At 73.7% G+C, this 20,615-nt stretch carries 20 protein-coding genes; 12 read left to right on the forward strand and 8 right to left on the reverse strand.

Annotation, left to right across the window (positions count from 1 at the left end):
- Positions 1–46: 46 nt before the first annotated feature.
- Entirely contained in the window at positions 47–514 is a 468-nt protein-coding gene (locus ACZ6CV_RS15425) for a MarR family winged helix-turn-helix transcriptional regulator (protein WP_469251264.1), read from the reverse strand.
- A 174-nt stretch (positions 515–688) separates the two neighbouring features.
- On the opposite strand from ACZ6CV_RS15425, the gene ACZ6CV_RS15430 reads away from it, so the two are divergent.
- The 6 genes from ACZ6CV_RS15430 to pcaDC all read left to right on the forward strand — a co-directional run bounded on the left by ACZ6CV_RS15430 (position 689) and on the right by pcaDC (position 6,245).
- The gene (locus ACZ6CV_RS15430) at positions 689–1,504 is read left to right on the forward strand and encodes a CoA transferase subunit A (RefSeq protein WP_469251265.1); all 816 of its coding nucleotides are present in this window, start codon (positions 689–691) and stop codon (positions 1,502–1,504) included.
- Positions 1,504–2,160, forward strand: a complete 657-nt coding sequence (locus ACZ6CV_RS15435) for a CoA transferase subunit B (protein ID WP_469251266.1) — start codon at positions 1,504–1,506, stop codon at positions 2,158–2,160. The genes ACZ6CV_RS15430 and ACZ6CV_RS15435 overlap by 1 nt, the downstream gene beginning before the upstream one ends.
- Positions 2,161–2,273: 113 nt before the next feature.
- Positions 2,274–3,062 carry a protocatechuate 3,4-dioxygenase subunit beta gene (gene pcaH, locus ACZ6CV_RS15440; RefSeq protein WP_469251267.1) on the forward strand — a complete coding sequence of 263 codons (789 nt, stop codon included), beginning with the start codon at positions 2,274–2,276 and terminating at the stop codon, positions 3,060–3,062.
- On the forward strand, positions 3,062–3,700 hold the full coding sequence (gene pcaG, locus ACZ6CV_RS15445; RefSeq protein WP_469251268.1) for a protocatechuate 3,4-dioxygenase subunit alpha: 639 nt from the start codon (positions 3,062–3,064) through the stop codon (positions 3,698–3,700). Before pcaH ends, pcaG begins: the two co-directional genes overlap by 1 nt.
- Positions 3,697–5,094: a 3-carboxy-cis,cis-muconate cycloisomerase gene (pcaB, locus tag ACZ6CV_RS15450; protein WP_469251269.1), complete on the forward strand. Its 1,398-nt coding sequence runs from the start codon at positions 3,697–3,699 to the stop codon at positions 5,092–5,094. The genes pcaG and pcaB overlap by 4 nt, the downstream gene beginning before the upstream one ends.
- On the forward strand, positions 5,091–6,245 hold the full coding sequence (gene pcaDC / locus ACZ6CV_RS15455) for a bifunctional 3-oxoadipate enol-lactonase/4-carboxymuconolactone decarboxylase PcaDC (RefSeq protein WP_469251270.1): 1,155 nt from the start codon (positions 5,091–5,093) through the stop codon (positions 6,243–6,245). The genes pcaB and pcaDC overlap by 4 nt, the downstream gene beginning before the upstream one ends.
- On the opposite strand, the gene ACZ6CV_RS15460 is transcribed toward pcaDC, so the two are convergent.
- The 3 genes from ACZ6CV_RS15460 to ACZ6CV_RS15470 form a co-directional block, all read right to left on the reverse strand.
- Positions 6,242–7,015 (reverse strand): type 1 glutamine amidotransferase, encoded by a 774-nt coding sequence (locus ACZ6CV_RS15460; protein ID WP_469251271.1) that lies wholly within the window; start codon positions 7,013–7,015, stop codon positions 6,242–6,244. The genes pcaDC and ACZ6CV_RS15460 overlap by 4 nt on opposite strands.
- Before the next feature lie 148 nt (positions 7,016–7,163).
- Entirely contained in the window at positions 7,164–8,129 is a 966-nt protein-coding gene (locus tag ACZ6CV_RS15465; RefSeq protein WP_469251272.1) for an SDR family oxidoreductase, read from the reverse strand.
- Between the two features lie 10 nt (positions 8,130–8,139).
- Entirely contained in the window at positions 8,140–8,913 is a 774-nt protein-coding gene (locus ACZ6CV_RS15470; protein ID WP_469251273.1) for an SDR family oxidoreductase, read from the reverse strand.
- Between the two features lie 90 nt (positions 8,914–9,003).
- Here ACZ6CV_RS15470 and ACZ6CV_RS15475 point away from each other — a divergent pair, with 90 nt between their 5' ends.
- From ACZ6CV_RS15475 to ACZ6CV_RS15490, 4 genes are all read left to right on the forward strand, one after another.
- Complete coding sequence (locus ACZ6CV_RS15475; RefSeq protein ID WP_469251274.1) at positions 9,004–9,777, forward strand: enoyl-CoA hydratase family protein; 774 nt, start codon at positions 9,004–9,006, stop codon at positions 9,775–9,777.
- A complete protein-coding gene (locus tag ACZ6CV_RS15480; protein ID WP_469251275.1) occupies positions 9,774–10,646 on the forward strand; it encodes a CoA transferase subunit A in 873 nt (290 codons plus the stop codon). Before ACZ6CV_RS15475 ends, ACZ6CV_RS15480 begins: the two co-directional genes overlap by 4 nt.
- On the forward strand, positions 10,643–11,413 hold the full coding sequence (locus tag ACZ6CV_RS15485; RefSeq protein ID WP_469251276.1) for a CoA-transferase subunit beta: 771 nt from the start codon (positions 10,643–10,645) through the stop codon (positions 11,411–11,413). The genes ACZ6CV_RS15480 and ACZ6CV_RS15485 overlap by 4 nt, the downstream gene beginning before the upstream one ends.
- 92 nt (positions 11,414–11,505) lie before the next feature.
- Positions 11,506–12,570, forward strand: a complete 1,065-nt coding sequence (locus ACZ6CV_RS15490; RefSeq protein ID WP_469251484.1) for an NAD(P)H-dependent flavin oxidoreductase — start codon at positions 11,506–11,508, stop codon at positions 12,568–12,570.
- Positions 12,571–12,680: 110 nt separating this feature from the next.
- On the opposite strand, the gene ACZ6CV_RS15495 is transcribed toward ACZ6CV_RS15490, so the two are convergent.
- From ACZ6CV_RS15495 to ACZ6CV_RS15510, 4 genes are all read right to left on the reverse strand, one after another.
- On the reverse strand, positions 12,681–15,329 hold the full coding sequence (locus tag ACZ6CV_RS15495; RefSeq protein WP_469251277.1) for an ATP-binding protein: 2,649 nt from the start codon (positions 15,327–15,329) through the stop codon (positions 12,681–12,683).
- A gap of 138 nt (positions 15,330–15,467) precedes the next feature.
- On the reverse strand, positions 15,468–16,625 hold the full coding sequence (locus tag ACZ6CV_RS15500) for an acetyl-CoA C-acetyltransferase (RefSeq protein WP_469251278.1): 1,158 nt from the start codon (positions 16,623–16,625) through the stop codon (positions 15,468–15,470).
- A gap of 46 nt (positions 16,626–16,671) precedes the next feature.
- On the reverse strand, positions 16,672–17,259 hold the full coding sequence (locus tag ACZ6CV_RS15505) for a TetR/AcrR family transcriptional regulator (RefSeq protein ID WP_469251485.1): 588 nt from the start codon (positions 17,257–17,259) through the stop codon (positions 16,672–16,674).
- A gap of 96 nt (positions 17,260–17,355) precedes the next feature.
- The gene (locus tag ACZ6CV_RS15510; RefSeq protein ID WP_469251279.1) at positions 17,356–18,138 is read right to left on the reverse strand and encodes an SDR family oxidoreductase; all 783 of its coding nucleotides are present in this window, start codon (positions 18,136–18,138) and stop codon (positions 17,356–17,358) included.
- A gap of 93 nt (positions 18,139–18,231) precedes the next feature.
- Here ACZ6CV_RS15510 and ACZ6CV_RS15515 point away from each other — a divergent pair, with 93 nt between their 5' ends.
- Both ACZ6CV_RS15515 and ACZ6CV_RS15520 read left to right on the forward strand, forming a co-directional pair.
- A complete protein-coding gene (locus ACZ6CV_RS15515) occupies positions 18,232–19,413 on the forward strand; it encodes an acyl-CoA dehydrogenase family protein (RefSeq protein WP_469251280.1) in 1,182 nt (393 codons plus the stop codon).
- Between the two features lie 19 nt (positions 19,414–19,432).
- The gene (locus tag ACZ6CV_RS15520) at positions 19,433–20,419 is read left to right on the forward strand and encodes an acyl-CoA dehydrogenase family protein (protein WP_469251281.1); all 987 of its coding nucleotides are present in this window, start codon (positions 19,433–19,435) and stop codon (positions 20,417–20,419) included.
- Positions 20,420–20,615: the final 196 nt, after the last annotated feature.

Here is a 20,615-nt window from a genome sequence, read left to right on the forward strand (position 1 = left end):
GACACAAACTGCTGTAGAGGGTTGGCCAAAGAGGACCTGAGGCCCGTCAGTCCGTCGCGGCGACCGCCGACGGCATCGGGTTGCGCAGGTCCTCCGCCGCGTCCGCGACCCGTTGGATCAGGTCGAGGAACACGGCCCGCTCCCCGGCGGAGAGCGGCGCGAGGAGGACCTGGTTCATCCGGGCCGTGCGCACGGTGAGCCGGCGGTGCGTGCGCAACCCCTCGTCCGTGAGGCGCAGCAGGAAGCGGCGGCCGTCCCGCGCGTCGCGCACCTTGTCGAGCAGATCGCGCCGGATCAGCCGCGCCACGACCTCGGCGATCGTGGACCGGTCCAGACCCACCCGCTCGCCCACGGTGCGCTGGTCGAGGCCGGGTTCGGCGACGAGGGCGTTGAGGACGGCGTACTGCGGCGAGGTGATCTCCTCGGACACCATCGCGTTCCACAGCAGGTGGTGCGCCTGCTGCAGCCGCCGGGCCAGGTGCCCGGGGTGGGTGGCAAGGTCCACCGCGGCCATGGGGGCCTCCGCTCCTCGATGTGTCTTGTGCTTTTGCGTGTGCACTGAAGAGTAACCGGGTCATCTACCCAACAGCACAGCCCTTGTCAGACAGTTGGCATCAACCTATCCTCGCCCAAATAGTCAGTGCCCTGAGCATTTGACGGGGGCGACAGGACGAGAGGGGGCGCACGGATGGACAAGGTGGTGGCCACGGCCGCCGAGGCGGTGGCCGACGTCCGGGACGGGGCGTCGGTGGCCGTCGGCGGCTTCGGCCTGAGCGGCGTGCCGAACGAACTGATACGCGCGCTGCACCGGTCCGGGGTGACGGGCCTGGAGATCGTGTCCAACAACTGCGGCGCGCTGGACTCGGGCCTCGCCGTGCTCCTCGCGGCCGGCCGCATCGCCCGGGTCACCGGGTCCTACATCGGCGCCAACAAGGAGTTCGCCCGGCAGTACCTGGGCGGTGAGCTGGAGGTCGAGATGATCCCGCAGGGGACGCTCGCCGAGCGGCTGCGGGCCGGCGGCGCGGGCATCCCCGCCTTCTACACCCCGGCCGGGGTGGGCACCCAGGTCGCCGACGGCGGACTGCCCTGGCGTTACGACGGCGAGGGCGGGGTCGCCCTGGCGTCGCCGGCCAAGGAGGTACGGGAGTTCGACGGCACCCCGCACGTCCTGGAGCACGGCATCCGTACCGACTACGCACTGGTGCGCGCCGCCCGGGGCGACCGGCACGGCAACCTCGTCTTCGCCCGGTCCGCCCGCAACTTCAACCCGCTGGCCGCGATGGCCGGGCGGGTGACCGTCGCGGAGGTCGAGGAGCTGGTGGAACCGGGGGCGATCGACCCGGACGCGGTGCACCTGCCGGGCATCTTCGTGCAGCGGGTGGTGGCCCTCACCCTGGAACAGGCCGCCGACAAGGGCATCGAGCGGCGCACGGTCACCGAGACCACGACGCCCGGGACTTCCGGGGCGGGCCCGGCCACGAAGTCGGGGACGGTGAGCGGCTGATGGCCTGGACCCGGGACGAGATGGCCGCCCGCGCCGCGCGGGAGCTCCGTGACGGCCAGTACGTGAATCTGGGCATCGGTCTGCCCACGCTGATCCCCAACCATCTGCCGCCGGGCGTGGAGGTGGTCCTGGAGTCGGAGAACGGCATCCTCGGCGTGGGCCCCTACCCCACGGAGGCGGAGGTCGACCCGGACTTGATCAACGCGGGCAAGGAGACCGTGACCGTGCTGCCCGGCGCCTCCTTCTTCGACTCGGCGCTCTCCTTCGGGATGATCCGCGGCGGCCACATCGACGTCGCCGTCCTGGGCGCGATGCAGGTCTCCGCGCGCGGGGACCTCGCCAACTGGGCCGTCCCCGGCAAGATGATCACGGGGATCGGCGGCGCGATGGACCTCGTGCACGGAGCGCGGACGGTCCTCGTCGTCATGACGCACACCGCGAAGGACGGCTCGCCGAAGATCCTCGAGGAGTGCGCGCTGCCGCTGACCGGCCGGGGCTGCGTCGACCGGATCATCACCGACCTCGGCGTCCTGGAGGTGACCGGCCACGGTCTGGTGCTGGTCGAGACGGCGCCGGGCGTCACCGCCGCCGAGATCACCGCCAGAACGGCGGCAAAGGTCCATGTCCCGGCGGGGTTCTCGCCGGGACACGCGTAGAAACCCGCGCAGGAAAGCCGCGTGGAAAACCTGAGTGGGAATCCTGCGTGGGAATCCTGCGTGGGAAACCCCGCCTGACCGACTCCTCCGAGGTTCGAACGGAGCCCGAAGACATGTCCCTCAGCACCGAACCGCCCGCCACCGACCCGCTGCCCGACGGACTGACCCAGGACGCGATCGACGCCGAGGTCGCGAAGGCGCAGGCCGCGGCGGCGGGGGGACACCATCCGCCGCGCGACTACCCCCCGTACCGCAGCAGCCATCTGCGCCATCCCAAGCGGCCGCTCGTACCGTTGCGCGATCCGGAGGCGGTGGAGCTGACCGGGCCCGCGTTCGGCGTCGCCGACGTCACCGCTCTGGACAGCGATCTGACCTCCCACCATCCGGGCGAGCCGCTCGGCGAGCGCATCACCGTGACCGGCCGGGTCCTGGACCGCCGAGGGCGGCCCGTGCGCGGGCAGTTGGTGGAGCTGTGGCAGGCCAACGCCTCGGGCCGGTACGCCCACCAGGTGGACCGGCACCCGGCGCCCCTGGACCCCCACTTCACCGGGTTCGGCCGCTGTCTGACCGACGACGACGGCACGTACCACTTCACCACCATCAAGCCGGGCGCCTACCCGTGGCGCAACCACGTCAACGCCTGGCGCCCCGCGCACCTGCACTTCTCGCTCTTCGGCACGGCGTTCACCCAGCGCCTGGTGACGCAGATGTACTTCCCCGGTGACCCGCTCCTGCCGTACGACCCGGTGCTGCGCTCGGTGACCGACGAGGCGGCGCGGCAGCGGCTCGTCTGCGCCTACGACCACACCCTGTCCGTTCCCGAGTGGTCGCTCGGCCACCGCTGGGACATCGTCCTGGACGGCCCGTCCGCGACGCTCTTCGAGGAGGACGAGCAGCACTGATGCCTTCCACGCCGACGCCCCCGCGCCCGAGGCCCGCTCCGCCCGGCGCCACGGACTCCCCCGCGCCCGTGTCCACGTACGCCCCCACGCCTTCCCAGACCGTCGGACCCTTCTACGGGTACGCGCTGCCCTTCCCGCGCGGCGGCGAGGTGGCCCCGGCCGGACACGCGGACACGATCACCCTGCACGGGTACGTGTTCGACGGCGCCGGGCAGCCGGTTCCGGACGCCCTGATAGAGACCTGGCAGCCCGCGCCCGACGGTTCGCGTGCGGGGGTGCCGGGGTCGCTGCGGCAGGATCCCGTGACCGGGCGGGCCGTGGGGCGCGACGGGGTCGCGTTCACCGGGTTCGGCCGGGTCCCGACCGACGCGGACGGCCACTGGGCCGTGCGGACACTGCCGCCGGGCGGCGTCTCGTACGTCTCGATCGCGGTCTTCGCGCGCGGGCTGCTCCACCACCTGTACACCCGCGCGTACTTGGTGGACGAACCCGGCGACGCGCTGCTCGGCTCGCTGGACCCGGAGCGGCGAGCCACGCTGCTCGCCCAGAGCGAGGCCTCGCACACCTACCGGTTCGACATCCGTCTGCAGGGCGCACAGGAGACGGTCTTCCTGGAATTCCCCGCGGAGTCCTCGTGAGCGGCCTGTTCTCGCCGGGTTCGGCCGGGTCCCCGGCCGAGGACGCCACCTCCGACCAGGCCTTCCTCGCGGCGATGCTGGAGGCGGAGGCCGCGCTGACCCGGGCGCAGGCCGCGGTGGGCATGGCCCCGCCGGAGGCGGCGAGGGCCGTGACGGCGGCGGCCGCGGACCCCGGCAGGTTCGACGCCCGGGACATCGCGCTGCGCGCGCGGGACGGCGGGAATCCGGTGATCCCGCTGGTGGCACGGTTGACGGCGGCCGTGCCCGACGAGTCGGCCCCCTATGTCCACCGGGGCGCGACGAGCCAGGACATCCTGGACACGGCCCTGATGCTGCTCGCCGCCCGGACATCCGACCTGATCCTCGCCGATCTGGCGCGTACGGAACGGGCGTTGGCCCGGCTCGCCGCCGCGCACCGGAACACCGCGATGCCGGGCCGCACGCTCACCCAGCACGCGGTGCCGACAACGTTCGGCCTGAAGGCGGCGGGCTGGCGGTCGCTGGTCCTGGACGCGCGGGACCGGGTGGCGGGTGTTCGGCGCGCATTGCCGGCGCAACTGGGCGGTGCGGCCGGGACGTTGGCGGCGTTCGGGGCGTACGGGGCCGGTGGTGGCGTCTCCCGCGCCGAGGGTGAGCACGGACTATCGGAGGCGGGACGGGAGCCACCCGGCCAGCGCCTGGTCTCGGCCTTCGCCCGCCAACTCGGCCTGTGTGAACCCGTGTTGCCCTGGCACACCCTTCGTACCCCGGTCGCCGATCTCGCCGCCGTCCTCGCCTTCACCGCCGGCGCGCTCGGCAAGGCGGCGGCCGACGTGCTCACGCTCTCCCGCACCGAGATCACCGAGGTCTCCGAGGGCGCGGGCGGCGGGTCGTCCGCCATGCCGCACAAGGCCAATCCCGTCCGCGCGACGCTGATCACGGCGGCCGCCCGCCGTGCGCCGGGCCTCGCGGCGACCCTCCACGGTTCGCTGGCCGCCGAGGACGAGCGGCCCGCGGGCGCCTGGCACGCCGAGTGGGAGCCGCTGCGCGACCTGCTGCGGCTGACCGGCGGGGCGGCGCGGGACGCGGCGGAACTCGCCGAGGGGCTGCGCGTGCACCCGGCGGCGATGCGTGAACACCTGGACCTCACCGGCGGGTTGGTCGTCTCCGAGCGTCTTTCGGCCACGCTCGCCCCGCTGCTCGGACGGGCCCGCGCGAAGGAGGTCCTGACCTCGGCGGCCCGGCGCACCCGGGACGAGGGACGGACGCTCGCGACGGTGCTCGCGGAGACCCTCACGGAACTCGGCGTCGACGAGCCCGCCTTGAAGGACGTCGACCTCACCGAGCTCACCGATCCCACCCACTACACCGGCGCCGCCGCCGCTCTCACCGACCGCGCCTTGGAGCGACGTTGACCACCACACCGAACGGCCGGCTGCCGCACCACACCGTCGAGGGCGCCGCCACCGCTCCCCCGCTCCTCCTCGGCCCGTCGCTCGGCACCTCCACCGCGCTGTGGGACGCGGTCGCGCCCGAACTCGCCACCACCCACCGGGTCGTACGCTGGGACCTCCCCGGCCACGGCCGCTCCCCCGCCGACCTGATCGGCCCCGGCACGACGGTCGACGACCTCGCCGCGCTCGTCCTCACCCTCGCCGACGCGCTCGGCATCGACCGCTTCGCGTACGCGGGGGTGTCGCTGGGCGGTGCCGTCGGGCTGTGGCTCGCGGCCCGGCACCCCGACCGGGTGGCGTCCCTCGGGGTGGTCTGCTCGTCGGCCCACTTCGGTGGCGCCGAGCCGTGGCGGGAGCGGGCCGCGCTGGTGCGGCGCGAGGGACTCAGCGGGCTCGTGGAGTCGGCGCCTGAGCGGTGGTTCACGCCCGGCTTCACCGTGCCCGGCCTGGTCGCGGACCTCCGCGCGGCCGATCCGGGGGCGTACGCCGCGTGCTGCGACGCGCTGGCCGCGTATGACCTGCGGCACGCGCTGACGTCGATCGTGGCGCCCACGCTGGTCGTCGCCGGGCGCGAGGACCCCGCGACGCCGCCCGCCCACGCGCGGGAGATCGCCGACGCCGTGCCGGGCGCCTCCCTCCTGGAGCTGTCCGGCGCCTCACATCTGGCGCCCGCCGAACGGCCCGAGGCCGTCGCGGCGGCGTTGCGAGGCCATTTCGCCGACGGGACCCCGGCGAGCGGTACGGCCGTGCGGCGGGCCGTGCTCGGGGACGCGCACGTGGACCGCGCACAGGCGAACACGACGCCCTTCACCGCGCGCTTCCAGGACTTCATCTCCCGCTACGCGTGGGGCGAGATCTGGACCGACCCGACGCTGGCCCGCCGCGAGCGCAGCATGATCACGCTGACCGCGCTGGTCGCCCACGGCCACCTCGACGAGCTGGCCCTGCACGTCCGCGCCGCGCGCCGCAACGGGCTCGCTCCCGAGGAGATCGGCGCGGTCCTGCTGCAGACGGCGGTCTACTGCGGGGTCCCCGCGGCCAACGCGGCGTTCGCGGTCGCGCAGCGCGTGCTCGCCGAGGAGGACGTCGCCGCGGGGCCCGCGGAGCGCTAGAGCCCCGCCCGCGCCACGAAGAGGGACCTCAGATGGGCCAGGCCGCGCTCGGCCAGCGGTCGCAGGGCCGGGGCGACGGCCCGGGCGTCGGCCGCCAGCCGCTCCGCCGCGCCGGGGCCGAGCGCCTGGGCCGCCTCCGTGGCGAAGGACGGCTCGGCGAGCCAGTCGTCCAGGAGGCCGGGGGTGACCTCCAGATGGAACTGCAGCCCCCAGGCCGCGGGCCCGGCCCGGAACGCCTGGCACTCGGTCGTGTCGGTGCGGGCGAGCACCTGGATCCCGGCGGCGGGCACGATGCGGTCGCCGTGCCAGTGGAGCACCGCGGGGGCGTCGGCCAGCGGGCCGACGACGGGGTCGTCCCGGTCCACGTCGCGCAGCGGGGCCCAGCCGATCTCCTCGCCCTGCCCGCGCTCGGCGCCGGTCCGTACGACCAGACCTTGGGCGCGGGCGAGCAGTTGGGCGCCGAGGCACACGCCCAGGGTCGGGACGCCGGCCCGCAGCGCGTCGGCGAGCAGGTCGCGCTCCAGCTTCAGTGCCGGGTGGCCTGCCAGGTCGTCGGCGTTCATGGGACCGCCCATCACGACGAGTCCCGCCAGGTCGGCCACGGGCGGCAGGTCGGCCGGCGAGGCGTTCGGGGCGCTCTGGGCGCTCTGGGCGTCGAGCAGGTTCCGGATGTCGACGTCGAGCCCGCTGCCGTCGAGCGCCTCCAGGATCAGGCCGGGCTTCTCGACCTCGACGTGCTGGAGGATCAGGACGGTACGCGGCGCGGGCATGACGGGGACTCCTCGGCGGGACGGATACGACTGCCCACACTAACCGCAGGTCCCAGGGCTCCCCGGCGAAGACGTCGGCGGGCGACACCGGTGGACGGCGCCGGGGAACGGCGCCGGTGGACACCATCGCAGCCGCACCGCCGGGCCGTCAGCGCGCCCCGTACACCGGCTGCGGCGGCTCCGCCTCGGCGAGCAGTTTCCGCGCGGCCTCCCCGGCCTCCGCCGGCGACCAACGGGCTCCCTTGTCCGCCGTTGGGCCCGGCCGCCAGCCCTCCATGACGGTGATCCGGCCCGCCTCCGCCTCGAAGACGCGGCCCGTGACCCCGGCGGAGGCGGTGGAGCCCAGCCAGACCACGAGCGGCGACACGTTCTCCGGGGCCATCGCGTCGAAGCCGCCGTCCTCGGGCGCGGCCATGGTGTCGGCGAAGGTCCGCTCGGTCATGCGCGTGCGGGCGGCGGGGGCGATGGCGTTGACCCGCACTCCGTAGGAGCCGAGTTCGGCGGCCGCGACGAAGGTCAGACCGAGGATGCCGGCCTTGGCCGCGCTGTAGTTGCCCTGTCCGACGCTGCCGAGGAGCCCCGCTCCCGAGCTGGTGTTGACCACGCACGCGTGCGGGGCGCGGCCGGCCTTCGCCTCGGCACGCCAGTGCGCGCCCGCGTGCTTGAGGGTGAGGAAGTGCCCCTTGAGGTGGACGCGCATCACGGCATCCCAGTCGTCCTCCCCGAGGTTGACGAGCATGCGGTCACGCAGGAAGCCCGCGTTGTTGACGAGGGTGTCGAGCCGTCCGTACGTGTCGAGCGCGGTCCGCACCAGTGAGGCGGCGCCCTCGGACGTGGCGATGTCGCCGCCGTGCGCGACGGCTCGGCCGCCCGCCGCGCAGATCTCCTCGACCACGTCGTGGGCGGGCCCACCGGACTCCCCCGAACCACCGGACTCCCCCGCTCCGTCGGGGCCCACGCCGAGGTCGTTGACGACGACCCGGGCGCCTTCGGCCGCGTACGCGCGCGCGTGCGCCCGGCCGAGGCCGCGCCCCGCGCCGGTGACGATCACGACCCGGCCCTCGCAGAGTCCGGACCCGGACCCGGACCCGGACCCGGCAGCAGCTGACGTCATGACAGAGCTCCTAAGAGGGTGTGTGGTTGACGGGTGCGGCGGCCAGGAACGCGGGGCGTTCACCGCCGCCGTGCAGGCGGAGCGCGGCACCGCTGATGTACCGCGCGCGGTCGGACGCCAGGAACACGCAGGCGTCGCCGACGTCGGCGGGCTCGGCGAGGCGGCCGAGCGGGACGGTGCGCGCGACCCGCGCGACGCCGTCCTCGTCGCCGTAGTGCAGGTGGGCGCTCTCGGTGCGGGCCAGGCCGAGGACGACCGTGTTGACGCGGACGGCCGGGGCCCACTCGACCGCCATGGTGCCGGCGAGGTTCTCCAGGCCTGCCTTGGCCGCTCCGTACGCGCCGCTGCCGGGCGAGGGCCGGGTGCCGCTGACGCTGCCGATCATCGTGATGCTGCCGCCGCCCTCCTGACGGCACATCACCTCATGGGCGCCGAGTGAGGCGTACAGCGGCGCGAGCAGGTTCAGCTCGACGATCTTGGCCTGGCGGGCCGGGGCGGTGCCGGCGAGCAGTCCGAAGGGGGTGCCGCCCGCGTTGTTCACGAGGACGTCCACCGCGCCGTGGTCCGCGGCCACTTCGGCGAAGAAGGCGCGGGCCGCCTCCGCGTCACGCAGGTCGAGGGGTCTGAACTCGGCGGTGGCGCCCGCCGCTTCGACGGGCTCGTCCGGTGGCCTGCGGGCGCAGACGACGACGCGGGCCCCGGCCGCGAGGAAGCTCCGGGCGATTCCGGCACCGACGCCGCGGGTGCCGCCGGTCACGACGACCACCTGCCGACCGTCAGTCATCGCTCTGTCGTGTGTCAGTCATCGCTGCTACCTTTCCAACTAACAAATGTTTGGTTGAAGGCGTGTGGTCGAAAGGTAGCGGATCCTCTGATGTCTGTCTCCACCTCCGCCCCGGACAAGGGCGTCGCCGTCGTCACCGTCGACCACCCACCGGTCAACGCCCTGCCCGTACAGGGGTGGTTCGACCTGGCGGACGCGGTGCGCGCGGCCGGGCGCGATCCCGGGATCCGCTGTGTCGTGCTGGCCGCCGAGGGCCGCGGGTTCAACGCGGGCGTGGACATCAAGGAGATGCAGCGCGACACCGGCCACACCGCGCTGATCGGCGCCAACCGCGGGTGTTACGCGGCGTTCTCGGCGGTGTACGAGTGCGAGGTCCCCGTCGTCGCGGCGGTGCAGGGCTTCTGTCTGGGCGGCGGCATCGGCCTGGTGGGGAACGCGGACGCGATCGTGGCGAGCGAGGACGCCACCTTCGGCCTGCCCGAGCTGGACCGGGGCGCGCTCGGCGCCGCCACCCATCTGGCGCGGCTCGTGCCCCAGCATCTGATGCGCACCCTCTACTACACCTCGCGCACGGCGACCGCCGCCGAGCTGCACGCGCACGGCTCGGTGTGGCGGGTCGTCCCGCGCGAGGAACTCGCCGAGGCGGCAATGGAGTTGGCGCGGGAGATCGCCCGCAAGGACGGCACGCTGCTGCGTTTCGCGAAGGCCGCGATCAACGGCATCGACCCCGTCGACGTGCACCGCAGCTACCGCTTCGAGCAGGGTTTCACCTTCGAGGCGAACCTCAGCGGCCTGGCCGACCGCATCCGCGAGGACTTCGGGACTCAAGGAGATTCCGGGACACACGGGGAGGGCAGGGCATGAGTGGCAGGACCGACAAGAGGATGACGCCGGACGAGATCGTGGGGCGCCTGAGGAGCGGTATGACGCTCGGCATCGGCGGCTGGGGGTCGCGCCGCAAGCCGATGGCGCTGGTGCGCGCGCTGCTGCGGTCCGATGTCACGGACCTGACCGTCGTCTCGTACGGCGGCCCGGATGTCGGCCTGCTCGCCTCGGCCGGCCGGATCCGCAAGCTGGTCACCGCCTTCGTGACCCTCGACTCGATCCCCCTGGAGCCGCACTTCCGGGCGGCACGCGAGCGTGCCGCCTTCGAACTCGTCGAGCTGGACGAGGCGATGTTCATGCAGGGGCTCACCGCGGGCGCCCAGCGGCTGCCGTTCCTGCCGATCCGCGCGGGCCTCGGCTCGGACGTCCTGCGGGTCAACCCCCGGCTGCGGACGGTCACTTCGCCGTACGAGGACGGGGAGGAGCTCGTCGCCGTACCCGCCCTGCGGATGGACGCGGCCCTGGTCCACATGAACCGCGCCGACTCCGCGGGCAACGGACAGTACCTGGGCCCCGACCCGTACTTCGACGACCTGTTCTGCGAGGCGGCCGACACCGCGTACGTCTCGTGCGAGCGCGTCGTAGACCCCGAGGAGCTCACCGCGCACGCGGCGCCGCAGACGATGCTGATCTCCCGGCACGCGGTGACCGGCGTGACCGAGACGCCCGGCGGGGCGCACTTCACCTCCTGCGTACCGGACTACGGCCGGGACGAGCCCTTCCAGAAGGAGTACGCGACCGCGGCGGCGGACCCGGCGGCCTGGGACGCCTTCCGGACCCGCTTCCTCTGCGGCGACGAGCGCGACTACCACCTGGCCGTCCGGACCTGGCACAAGGAGCAGCGATGACGTCGACCACCGCGCGGGCCGTCACCCGCGCCGAGTACTGCGTGATCGCCTGCGCGGAGGCCTGGCGCGGCGACGGCGAGATCCTCGCCTCCCCGATGGGCACGGTCCCCTCCGTCGCGGCCCGCCTCGCCCGACTCAGTTTCTCCCCCGACCTGCTGCTCACGGACGGTGAGGCCCTGCTCATCGGCGACGTCCCGGCCGTCGGCGCCGCCTCGACGGTGACCGAGGGCTGGCTGCCGTACCGCAGGCATCTGACGATGGTCATGGGCGGCCGACGGCACGTGATGATGGGCGCGAGCCAGCTCGATCGCCACGGCAACCAGAACATCTCGTGCATCGGCGACTGGGAACGCCCCAAGCGCCAGCTCCTGGGCGTGCGCGGCGCCCCGGTCAACACACTGAACAACCCGGTGAGTTACTGGGTGCCGAGGCACTCGACCCGGGTCTTCGTCGAGAAGGTCGACATGATCAGCGGCGTCGGGTACGACAGCGCGGCGGCGGCCGGTCCCTCCGCGACCCGCTTCCACGACCTGCGCCGGGTCGTGTCCGATCTCGGCGTCTTCGACTTCGCGACGCCCGACCGCCGCATGCGCGTCGCCTCGCTGCACCCGGGCGTCACCCTCGACCAGGTGCGCGAGGCCACGGGGTTCGCCCTGGCCGTGCCGGACGACGTGCCGTACACCCGCGAGCCGTCCGCCGAGGAGCTGCGGCTGATCCGCGAGGTGGTGGATCCGCGCGGCCTGCGCGACCGCGAGGTGCGCACGTGACACGAGAACCACCGCGCCCGCTGCCCGGGACGGGCCCTCCGTCCGAAACGGACCCGCTGTCCGGGACGGACCCGCAGTCCGGGACGGACCCGCTGCCCGGCACCCCCGTCCTGGAGACGCCGCTGACCCGGCTGGTCGGCGTCCGGCATCCGATCGTGCAGACCGGCATGGGCTGGGTGGCGGGGCCCCGCCTCGTCTCGGCGACCGCGCAGGCGGGGGCGCTCGGCATCCTCGCCTCCGCCACGATGACGGTCGACCAGCTGCGCGCCGCCGTGCGCGAGGTCAAGTCCCGTACGACGGCGCCCTTCGGGGTCAATCTGCGGGCCGACGGGGGGGACGCGCGGGAGCGTGTGCGGATCATCGTCGAGGAGGGCGTGCGGGTCGCGTCGTTCGCGCTCGCGCCGTCGAGGGAGCTGATCGCCGAGCTGAAGGACGCGGGCGTGGTGGTCATCCCCTCCGTCGGCGCGCGCCGGCACGCGGAGAAGGTCGCCGCGTGGGGCGCGGACGCGGTGCTCGTCCAGGGCGGCGAGGGCGGCGGCCACACCGGCGAGGTCGCCACGACCGTGCTGCTCCCGCAGGTCGTCGACGCGGTGGACCTGCCGGTGATCGCGGCGGGCGGCTTCTACGACGGGCGCGGCCTCATCGCCGCGCTCGCGTACGGGGCGGCGGGCGTAGGCATGGGCACCCGCTTCCTGCTCACCTCGGACTCGACGGTGCCGGACGCGGTCAAGGCCCGCTATCTGGCGGCCTCCGTCAAGGACGTCACGGTCACCACGCGCGTGGACGGCCTCCCGCACCGGATGCTGCGCACGGAGCTGGTGGCGGAGCTGGAGAGAGCGGGCCGGATCACGTCACTGGCGCGCGCGATGCGGCACGCGGCGGCGTTCCGGAAGATCTCCGGCATGAGCTGGCGCCGACTGGCCCGCGACGGCCTGGCGATGCGGCACGGCAAGGACCTGACGTGGAGCCAGGTCGTGCTGGCGGCGAACACCCCCATGATGCTCAAGTCGGCGATGGTGGACGGCCGCCCGGAGCTGGGGGTGATGGCCTCGGGCCAGATAGCGGGCCTCATAGCGGACCTGCCTTCGTGCGCGGAACTGGTGGAGCGGGTGATGAGGGAGGCAGGGGAGGTACTGGGTCGCCTACAGCGGGCGTGACACGTTCTGACGGCGGAGCGTGCCCGATACGGGTGGTCTGACGCGGGTCGTCCGATGCGGGTGGTCTGATGCGGGTGACGTACCCCGACTGTCCTCTCTCCCCCCCCGCCTCAGCGCCTCACCAGCGGCAAGTGGTCGAGGGCCCGGTCGGCGAGGCCGTCGGCGCCGCAGGAGCGGGCCAGGGTCAGGCCCCGTTCCAGATCCGGCGCGGACTCCGCGGCGATGCCGTACTCGACGCGGGCCACCGCGTGTTCGTACGCGCAGGGCGAGGCCTCCAGGTAGCCGGCGGCCTGCCGGTACAGGGCGACGGAGCGTGGGCCGGTCTCCAGCGCCGCCGCGCACCGCAGGGCCTCGCCGATCGCGGTGTCCGTACCGAACCGCTCGGCCTGCCTGCGGGCGTCCGCGACCAGGTCGGCCGCGCGCCGGGGGTCCTCGTGGGCCAGCGCACGGGCGAGGTCGTACGCCCACGGGGCGAGCACGGTGTTGTACTGGCCGCGCGCGGTCAGCGCCTTCGCGGTCGCCTCCAGTACGTTCAGCCCCTCCTTCGCCCGTCCGAGGGCGAGCAGGAGCCTGCCGCGCACGGACGGCGCGTCCGGCACGTAGATCGTGGAGGCGGACGGCGGCGCGAAGCCGTACCGGTCGGCGACGGCGCCCGCTTCCTCGACGTGGCCGCGCGCCAGGAGCGTGTCGATGAGCATGCTGGCCGCCTCCCAGTGCATCGGCAGCCCCTCACCGACGCGGTCGGCCAGCCGCAGGCTCTCGCGCAGCGAGCGTTCGGCGTCGGTCAGCCGGCCGCGCCTGCGGTACACATAGCCGAGGAAGGCGTGCGAGAGGGCGAGGTGCCCGCCGCTCCAGCCCGCGGTCTCGTAGGCGCGCACGGCCTCGGTGAACAGGCTCTCCGCGCGGTCGAGCCGGTCGGAGAAGGCGTACGACCCGCCGAGCATCAGCCGGAGTTCGAAGCTCCACTCGGGGTCGGTCCAGCCGAGCCCGGGCGCGAGGCGGCCGTTGACGAGGGCGCGGTCGCAGAGCTCGACGACGAGTTCGGCGCTCTCACCGCGGGTCATGGCGTCGAAGGCGCGCAGGATCAACAGGGCGCGCTCGGAGTTGTCGCGGCCGCGGAGGGGACCGGCGAGCGCGGCGAGCCGCCGCGACCGTCCCGGCGAGTCCTCCTCGTCCGCGTGGATGCCCTCCCACATGTAGTGCACGGCCTGCAGCCGCAGCCGCGCGGGCCCCTCGTCGAGCCGCGCCGCCTCCTCGGCGATGACGCGCAGGCCCTCGTCGAGCTGGTCGTTGTGTACCAGGGCCTGGGAGAGGCGGCAGACCGCGTCGACCCGCAGCTCCTGGTCGAGGCCGGGCATGGAGAGCGCCTCGCGCAGATGGCCGATGGTGGTGACGGGCGAGGTGAGCAGGGTGGCGCAGCCCAGTTCGTAGCGCACGCGCGCGTGGATCTCGGGCAGCGGGGGTTCGGCGAGGGCGCGCTCCAGGCACCGGCGGGCCGCGTCGGGCGCGCCGACGGCCAGATGTTCGGCGGCGGCCCGGCGCAGCTGCTCCACCAGCTCGGGGTCGTCGTCGGGGTGGACCTCAAGGAGGTGCCGGGAGGCGGCCGCGGCGCCACGGCCGTCGTGGGCGACGACGGAGGCGGCCTGGCCGTGCATCGCGGTGCGGGTGGCGGCCGGGATGGAGCGGTAGACCGTGGTGGCGATCAGCGGGTGGACGAACTCCATGCCGTCGTCGCCGTCGATCAGGATGCGCGCGGTGCACAGGCGCTCCGCGCACCGCTCGGCCTTCTCCGGGGTCATCCCGGCGAGCGAGGCGGCCAGTTCGACGGAGATGGCGCTGCCGAGGATGGCGGCGGCCCAGGCGAACCGGGTGGCGTCGGTGCCGAGCCCTTCGAGGCGGGCGACGAGGCCGCGGCCACGGGCGGTGCGGTTGAGGGCGCGCAGCTCGTCGGCGGAGCTCTCCACCGGGTCGAGCTCGCTGTCCTGCACCTTGGCGAGGAGCTCCACGGATTCGTACGGATTGCCGCCGGTGACCGCCCAGACCTCGCGGCAGAACGGGGAGTCGGCGTGCTCGCCGAGCGTGGCGCGGGTCAGGCCCGCGGCGGCGTCCGGGGTGAGGGCGCGCAGGGTGGTGAACGAGCGGGCCTTGGCGGTGACGGCGGCCAGGTGGCGGGCGCTCTCGCCGGAGGCCTCGCCGGGCCTGCGGGCGATCACGACGAGTACGGGCAGTTCGTCCAGGCGCTGGGCGAACGTGGCGAGCCAGTGCAGGGTCTCCTGGTCGGCCCAGTGCGCGTCGTCGATGAGCAGGACGAGCGGCCAGTGCAGCCGGGCGAGCCGGGAGACGGCCTCGACGAGGCCGTCGCAGACTCCTTGCGGATCCGGCTGGCGGCCGCCGGGCTCGGCTATGCCGAGGGCGGGGCCCGCGATGTCGTAGCAGTCGCCGAAGTACTCGCGGGCGTCGTCGGGGCTGAGCTGGACGAGGGCGGGCTGCAGGAGCTGGCGCACGACGTTGAAGGGGACGGAGGTGACGGTCTCGCCGCCGCGCGCCGCCCACACCGTGGCGCGGCCTTCCGCGAGGCGGCGCACCTCGGCCAGGAGCGCCGTCTTGCCGATGCCCGCTTCGCCGCTGAAGGCGATGAGTCCGCCCGCGGTCGTCGCGTCGGCGCAGAGTTCCTCGATGGCCCGGGTGGCCGCGGCGAGTTCGTCGTCGCGCTCCCACAAGGGGCCCCCGGCAGCTCCTCCGGGCCGTACCTGCGTCATCGCGCTACCTCCCGGGGTCGCTCAATCGACGTACAGAAGTCGAGACTAGCCGGGTCGGGGCCGTGATGGAGCGCGGTCGGCGCAGGTACTCCCGCAAGGGGTGAGGAAGAGTCCATTTCCCGGACGGGCGGCGGCCGGTCAGAGGCGTTCGATGATCGTCACGTTGGCCTGGCCGCCGCCCTCGCACATCGTCTGGAGTCCGAACCGGCCGCCGGTGCGCTCCAGTTCGTGCAGGAGCGTGGTCATGAGTTTCACGCCGGTCGCGCCCAGGGGGTGGCCGAGGGCGATCGCACCGCCGTTGACGTTGACCTTCTCCGGGTCGGCGCCGGTCTCCCGCAGCCAGGCCAGGACGACCGGCGCGAACGCCTCGTTGATCTCGACGAGGTCGATGTCACCGATGCTCATGCCGGTCTTCTTGAGGGCGTGGGCGGTGGCGGGGATCGGTGCGGAGAGCATCCGGATGGGGTCTTCGCCGCGCACGGAGAGGTGGTGGATCCGCGCGCGGGGCGTCAACCCGTGGTCCCGGACGGCCTGTTCGCTCGCGATGAGCAGCGCCGCCGCGCCGTCGGACACCTGTGAGGAGCAGGCGGCGGTGATCGTGCCGCCGTCGAGGACCGGCTTGAGACCGGCCATCTTCTCCAGGGTGGTGTCGCGCCGCGGACCCTCGTCGGTGGTCACGCCCCGGCAGGCGGTCAGTTCCCGGTCGAAGCGGCCCTCGTCGATGGCGCGGACCGCCCGCCGGTGCGAGCGGAGCGCGAACTCCTCCATGTCACGGCGGGATATCCCCCACTTCTCCGCGATCAACTGGGCGCCGTGGAACTGGTTCACGGGACGATTGCCGTACCGCGCGCGCCAGCCCTCGCTGCCCGCGTAGGGGCCCTCGGTGAGGCCGAGGGGTTCGGCGGCCTGCCGGGAGGCGAAGGCGATGGGGATCATCGACATGTTCTGGGTGCCGCCGGCGACGACGAGGTCCTGGGTGCCGGAGAGCACGCCCTGCGCGGCGAAGTGCACGGCCTGCTGGGACGACCCGCACTGCCGGTCGATCGTCACGCCGGGCACCACCTCGGGCAGTCCGGCCGCCAGCCAGCTGGTGCGGGCGATGTCACCGGCCTGCGGCCCGACCGTGTCCAGGCAGCCGAAGACGACGTCCTCGACGGCTGCGGGGTCGACGCCGGTCCGCTCGACGAGCTCCTTCAGGACGTGGGCGCCCAGGTCGGCGGGGTGGACCTCGCTCAGTCCTCCCCCGCGCCTGCCGACGGGGGTGCGGACCGCTTCGACGATGTAGGCCTCGGCCATGACTGCGTACTCCTCGGTCGTGCGGCGCCGTCCGACGACCCGCCGCTCACGTACGTACGGAGATGCCGTCCAGGACCATCGACAGGTACTGACGGGCGATCTCCTCGGGGCTGTGGCCCCCGCCGGGGCGGTACCAGGACGCGGCGACCCAGACGGTGTCGCGCACGAAGCGGTAGGCGAGCCGGATGTCCAGGTCGCCCCGGAAGACGCCTTCCGCGACGCCGCGCTCCAGCGTGGTGAGCCAGGCCTTCTCGAAGTGCTGCTGCGAGTCCGACAGGTACTGGAAGCGCTGCTGGGCGACGAGGTGGCGGGACTCCTTCTGGTAGATCGCGACGGCGGCGCGGTGCCGGTCGATCTCCCGGAAGGATTCGGTGACGAGGGCTTCGAGCGTTTCCCGGGGGCCGAGCTGGGCCTGGAGCACGGTGTCGTACCCGTCCCAGAGCTCGGTGAGGAAGGTGCGGAGGATCTCTTCGAGCATCGACTCCTTGGAGTCGAAGTGGTAGTAGAGGCTGCCCGCCAGCATCCCCGCGGCGTCGGCGATCTTGCGGACCGTGGTGGCGTTGTACCCCTGTTCGGCGAAGACGTCGGCGGCGATGGCGAGGAGTTCGCGGCGACGCTCGGGTGACGGGCTCACCTGCGACTTCTTCGCGGCGCCGGCCGACTTGCGCGGTGCGGGGTCGGCCCTCTTGCTGGTGCTCTGGTTCGGTTTCGACACACCATCATTCTCCGCCTAGGCGTGCTGACTGCTGACCGAGACCGTCTCGCCCGTCATGTACGAGGAGTAGTCGCCGGCCAGGAAGACGATGACGTTGGCGATCTCCCACGGCTGCGCGTACCGCCCGAACGCCTCGCGGGCGGTGAGCTCTTCGAGGAGCTCGGGAGAGGTGACCTTGGCGAGGTGGGGGTGCATGGCGAGGCTCGGCGCGACCGCGTTGATCCGTATGCCGTGCGGGGCCGCCTCAAGGGCTGCGCAGCGGGTGAGGGCCATGACGCCCGCCTTCGCCGCGGCGTAGTGCGCCTGGCCTGCCTGGGCGCGCCAGCCGAGCACCGAGGCGTTGTTGACGATCACGCCGCCCCGGCCCTCGGCCCGCAGTCGGCGCAGGGCGGCGCGGGTCGAGCGGAACGTGCCGTTCAAGGTGACGTCGATGACCTTGTCCCACTGCTCGTCGGCCATCTCGGTGAGCTCGGCGGTCCCTCCGAGGCCGGCGTTGTTCACCACGATGTCGAGGCGGCCGTGGCACCGCTCCGCCAGGTCGAACAGGGCGTCGATCTGCGCCGATTCCGTGACGTCGCACGGTATGCCGTCGACCCGGTCCGCGCCGAACTCCGCGGCGAGCTCCGCCACCGTCTCCTTGGTCCGGCGCGCGTGGGCGTCGCCGATGACGACCCGGGCGCCCTCCTGCAGGAAGCGGCGTGCGGTGGCGCCGCCGATGCCGGCCCCGGCGGCGGCCGTGATGACGGCGGTGCGGCCCGCGAGCAGGTCGTGCGCGGGCACCTGGGCTGGTGCGTCCATGGGCTGTCCCCCGATTCCGGCTCCGGGCCCTCGACTCGTCGGCTCCTCTCAGGTTAATCTACCAAACACTTGTTAGAGAAGGGTGGGCCACGGATGGACCTCGACTTCACCCCCGAGGAGGGGGAGTTCAGGCAGCGGGCGCGCGACTGGCTCGCCGCGCACGTGCCGGCCGCGCCGCTCCCCTCCCTGGAGACGGCGGAGGGCTTCGCCGCCCACCGCGCGTGGGAGCGCACCCTCGCGGCGAACCGCTGGTCGGTGGTCTCCTGGCCCGAGGAGTACGGCGGGCAGGGCGTCGACATCGTCAAGTGGCTGGTGTTCGAGGAGGAGTACTACGCGGCGGGCGCGCCGGGCCGCGTCTCGCAGAACGGCATCAACCTCCTCGCGCCCACCCTGTTCGACTTCGGCACCGAGGAGCAGCGGGCGCGGGTGCTGCCGTCCATGGCGACCGGCGAGGTCGTCTGGGCCCAGGCCTGGTCGGAGCCGGAGTCGGGGTCCGACCTGGCGTCACTGCGCTCCACCGCCCGCCGTACGGAGGGCGGTTGGCTGATCAGCGGGCAGAAGACCTGGTCGTCCCGGGCCGCGTTCGCCGACCGCGCGTTCGGCCTCTTCCGCAGCGGGTCGCCGGGGGGCGGCGGGAAGCTGCCGGACAAGCCGTACCAGGGCCTGACCTACCTGATGTTCCCGCTCGACGCGGACGGGGTGACGGTCCGTCCCGTGGGCCGCCTGGACGGCAAGCCCGCCTTCGCCGAACTCTTCCTGGACGACGTCTTCGTGCCGGACGAGGACGTGATCGGCGAGCCGGGCCAGGGCTGGCGCATCGCCATGTCCACCACGGGTAACGAACGCGGCCTCACCCTGCGCTCCCCCGGCCGCTTCCTCGCCGCCGCGGACCGCCTGGCCCGCCAGTGGCGCACCCACGCGGACCCGACCGACACGGCGCTGCGCGACCGCGTCGCCGACGCCGTCATCGGCGCCCGCGCGTACGCCCTGTTCACCTGGGCGAACGCCTCGCGGTTCCTGTCCGGCGAGACCATCGGCGCCGAGTCCAGCCTCAACAAGGTCTTCTGGTCGGAGTACGACATCGCCCTGCACGAGACGGCGCTCGACCTGCTCGGCCCGGACGGCGAGTTGACCGACGGCCCGCGCGCGGGCGGCCCCGACTGGGCGGAGGGGTACGTGTTCTCGCTCGCCGGACCCATCTACGCGGGCACCAACGAGATCCAGCGCGACATCATCGCCGAGCGGCTGCTCGGTCTGCCGAAGGGACGCCGCTGATGGAGAAGGGACGCCGCTGATGAAATTCCTCCTCGACGACGAGCAGCGGGAGTTCGCCCGCTCCCTGGACGCGATGCTGACGGCGGCCGACACGGTGGCGGCCACGCGCGCGTGGGGCGCCGGCGACCCCACCCTCGGGCGCGCGATATGGGCGCGCCTTGCGGACGCGGGCGTCTTCGCGCTGCCGGTGCCAGAAGAGTACGAGGGGGTGGGCCCGCTGCCCGTCGAAACGGCCGTCGCCTTCGTGGAGTTGGGAAGGCACGCCGTGCCGGGCCCGGTCGTCGAGACGGTGGCGGCGGCCGCGCTCCTGACGCGTCTCGCCGAGGAGGGCGAGCGGGCTCCTGCCAAGCGCCTGCTGCCCGCGCTGGCCGCGGGGACGGCGAGCGCGACCCTCACCCTGCCGGATGGCGGCCCGCACGCGGTGGACGCGGACACCGCCGACCTCGTCCTGGTCGTGACGGACGAGACCTTGCGGATCGCGCCCGGGCACGCGCGCGTGCGACAGTCCCTGGATCCCGCGCGGCGGCTCGCCGCGCCGCTGCCCGGCGGCGAGTTGCTCGCCGCGGGCACAGCCGTGACCGCGGCCGCGCGGCACGCGACGCGTTGGGCGGCACTTGCCACCGCCGCGCAGGCGCTGGGCGTCGGCCTTGCGCTGCTCGACAGGACCGTGGCGTACGCGAAGCAGCGCACGCAGTTCGGGGTGCCGATCGGATCGTTCCAGGCGGTCAAGCACCGGCTGGCGGACGTCCTGGTGAGCCTGGAGTTCGCCCGGCCGCTGGTGTTCGGCGCGGCGACGACCCAGGCGCAGGCCGACGTGGCCGCGGCGAAGGTGACGGCATCCGAGGCGGCCTACGGGGCGGCCCGCGCGGCACTCCAACTGCACGGGGCACTCGGGTACACGGCGGAGTTCGACCTCTCCTTGTGGCTCACGAAGGCACGGGCGCTGCGGGGCGCGTGGGGGGACCCGGGGGTGTGGCGGGAGAGGGCGCTCGCGGGGTACGAGTGAGGGGTTCGGGGCGGGCGGGGGCGGCTGGACGACCGGGGCGCGAGCCTCGCCGCCGCGCGCCGGGCGCGCAGGACACGAGGAGCACCAGCACGCGGGCGGGCACCTGACGCGCGCACGCGCGCAATCGGCGCGATTGGCAGACACCCGCCGCAAGACGCGCCCCTGGCAGAACCCCAGGAGGCGCCAACGCTGACGC

Source organism: Streptomyces sp. NPDC041713, assembly GCF_055591085.1.

Bases quoted from the DNA above. Each gene is read 5' to 3' on its own strand.
- ACZ6CV_RS15430 (WP_469251265.1), top strand. From the start codon at position 689: ATGGACAAGGTGGTGGCCACGGCCGCCGAGGCGGTGGCCGACGTCCGG.
- pcaG (WP_469251268.1), top strand. From the start codon at position 3,062: ATGCCTTCCACGCCGACGCCCCCGCGCCCGAGGCCCGCTCCGCCCGGC.
- ACZ6CV_RS15460 (WP_469251271.1), bottom strand. From the start codon at position 7,015: ATGCCCGCGCCGCGTACCGTCCTGATCCTCCAGCACGTCGAGGTCGAG.
- ACZ6CV_RS15425 (WP_469251264.1), bottom strand. From the start codon at position 514: ATGGCCGCGGTGGACCTTGCCACCCACCCCGGGCACCTGGCCCGGCGG.
- ACZ6CV_RS15480 (WP_469251275.1), top strand. From the start codon at position 9,774: ATGAGTGGCAGGACCGACAAGAGGATGACGCCGGACGAGATCGTGGGG.
- ACZ6CV_RS15435 (WP_469251266.1), top strand. From the start codon at position 1,504: ATGGCCTGGACCCGGGACGAGATGGCCGCCCGCGCCGCGCGGGAGCTC.
- ACZ6CV_RS15470 (WP_469251273.1), bottom strand. From the start codon at position 8,913: ATGACTGACGGTCGGCAGGTGGTCGTCGTGACCGGCGGCACCCGCGGC.
- ACZ6CV_RS15500 (WP_469251278.1), bottom strand. From the start codon at position 16,625: ATGGCCGAGGCCTACATCGTCGAAGCGGTCCGCACCCCCGTCGGCAGG.
- pcaH (WP_469251267.1), top strand. From the start codon at position 2,274: ATGTCCCTCAGCACCGAACCGCCCGCCACCGACCCGCTGCCCGACGGA.
- ACZ6CV_RS15465 (WP_469251272.1), bottom strand. From the start codon at position 8,129: ATGACGTCAGCTGCTGCCGGGTCCGGGTCCGGGTCCGGGTCCGGACTC.
- ACZ6CV_RS15475 (WP_469251274.1), top strand. From the start codon at position 9,004: ATGTCTGTCTCCACCTCCGCCCCGGACAAGGGCGTCGCCGTCGTCACC.
- ACZ6CV_RS15485 (WP_469251276.1), top strand. From the start codon at position 10,643: ATGACGTCGACCACCGCGCGGGCCGTCACCCGCGCCGAGTACTGCGTG.
- ACZ6CV_RS15515 (WP_469251280.1), top strand. From the start codon at position 18,232: ATGGACCTCGACTTCACCCCCGAGGAGGGGGAGTTCAGGCAGCGGGCG.
- ACZ6CV_RS15510 (WP_469251279.1), bottom strand. From the start codon at position 18,138: ATGGACGCACCAGCCCAGGTGCCCGCGCACGACCTGCTCGCGGGCCGC.
- ACZ6CV_RS15495 (WP_469251277.1), bottom strand. From the start codon at position 15,329: ATGACGCAGGTACGGCCCGGAGGAGCTGCCGGGGGCCCCTTGTGGGAG.
- ACZ6CV_RS15520 (WP_469251281.1), top strand. From the start codon at position 19,433: ATGAAATTCCTCCTCGACGACGAGCAGCGGGAGTTCGCCCGCTCCCTG.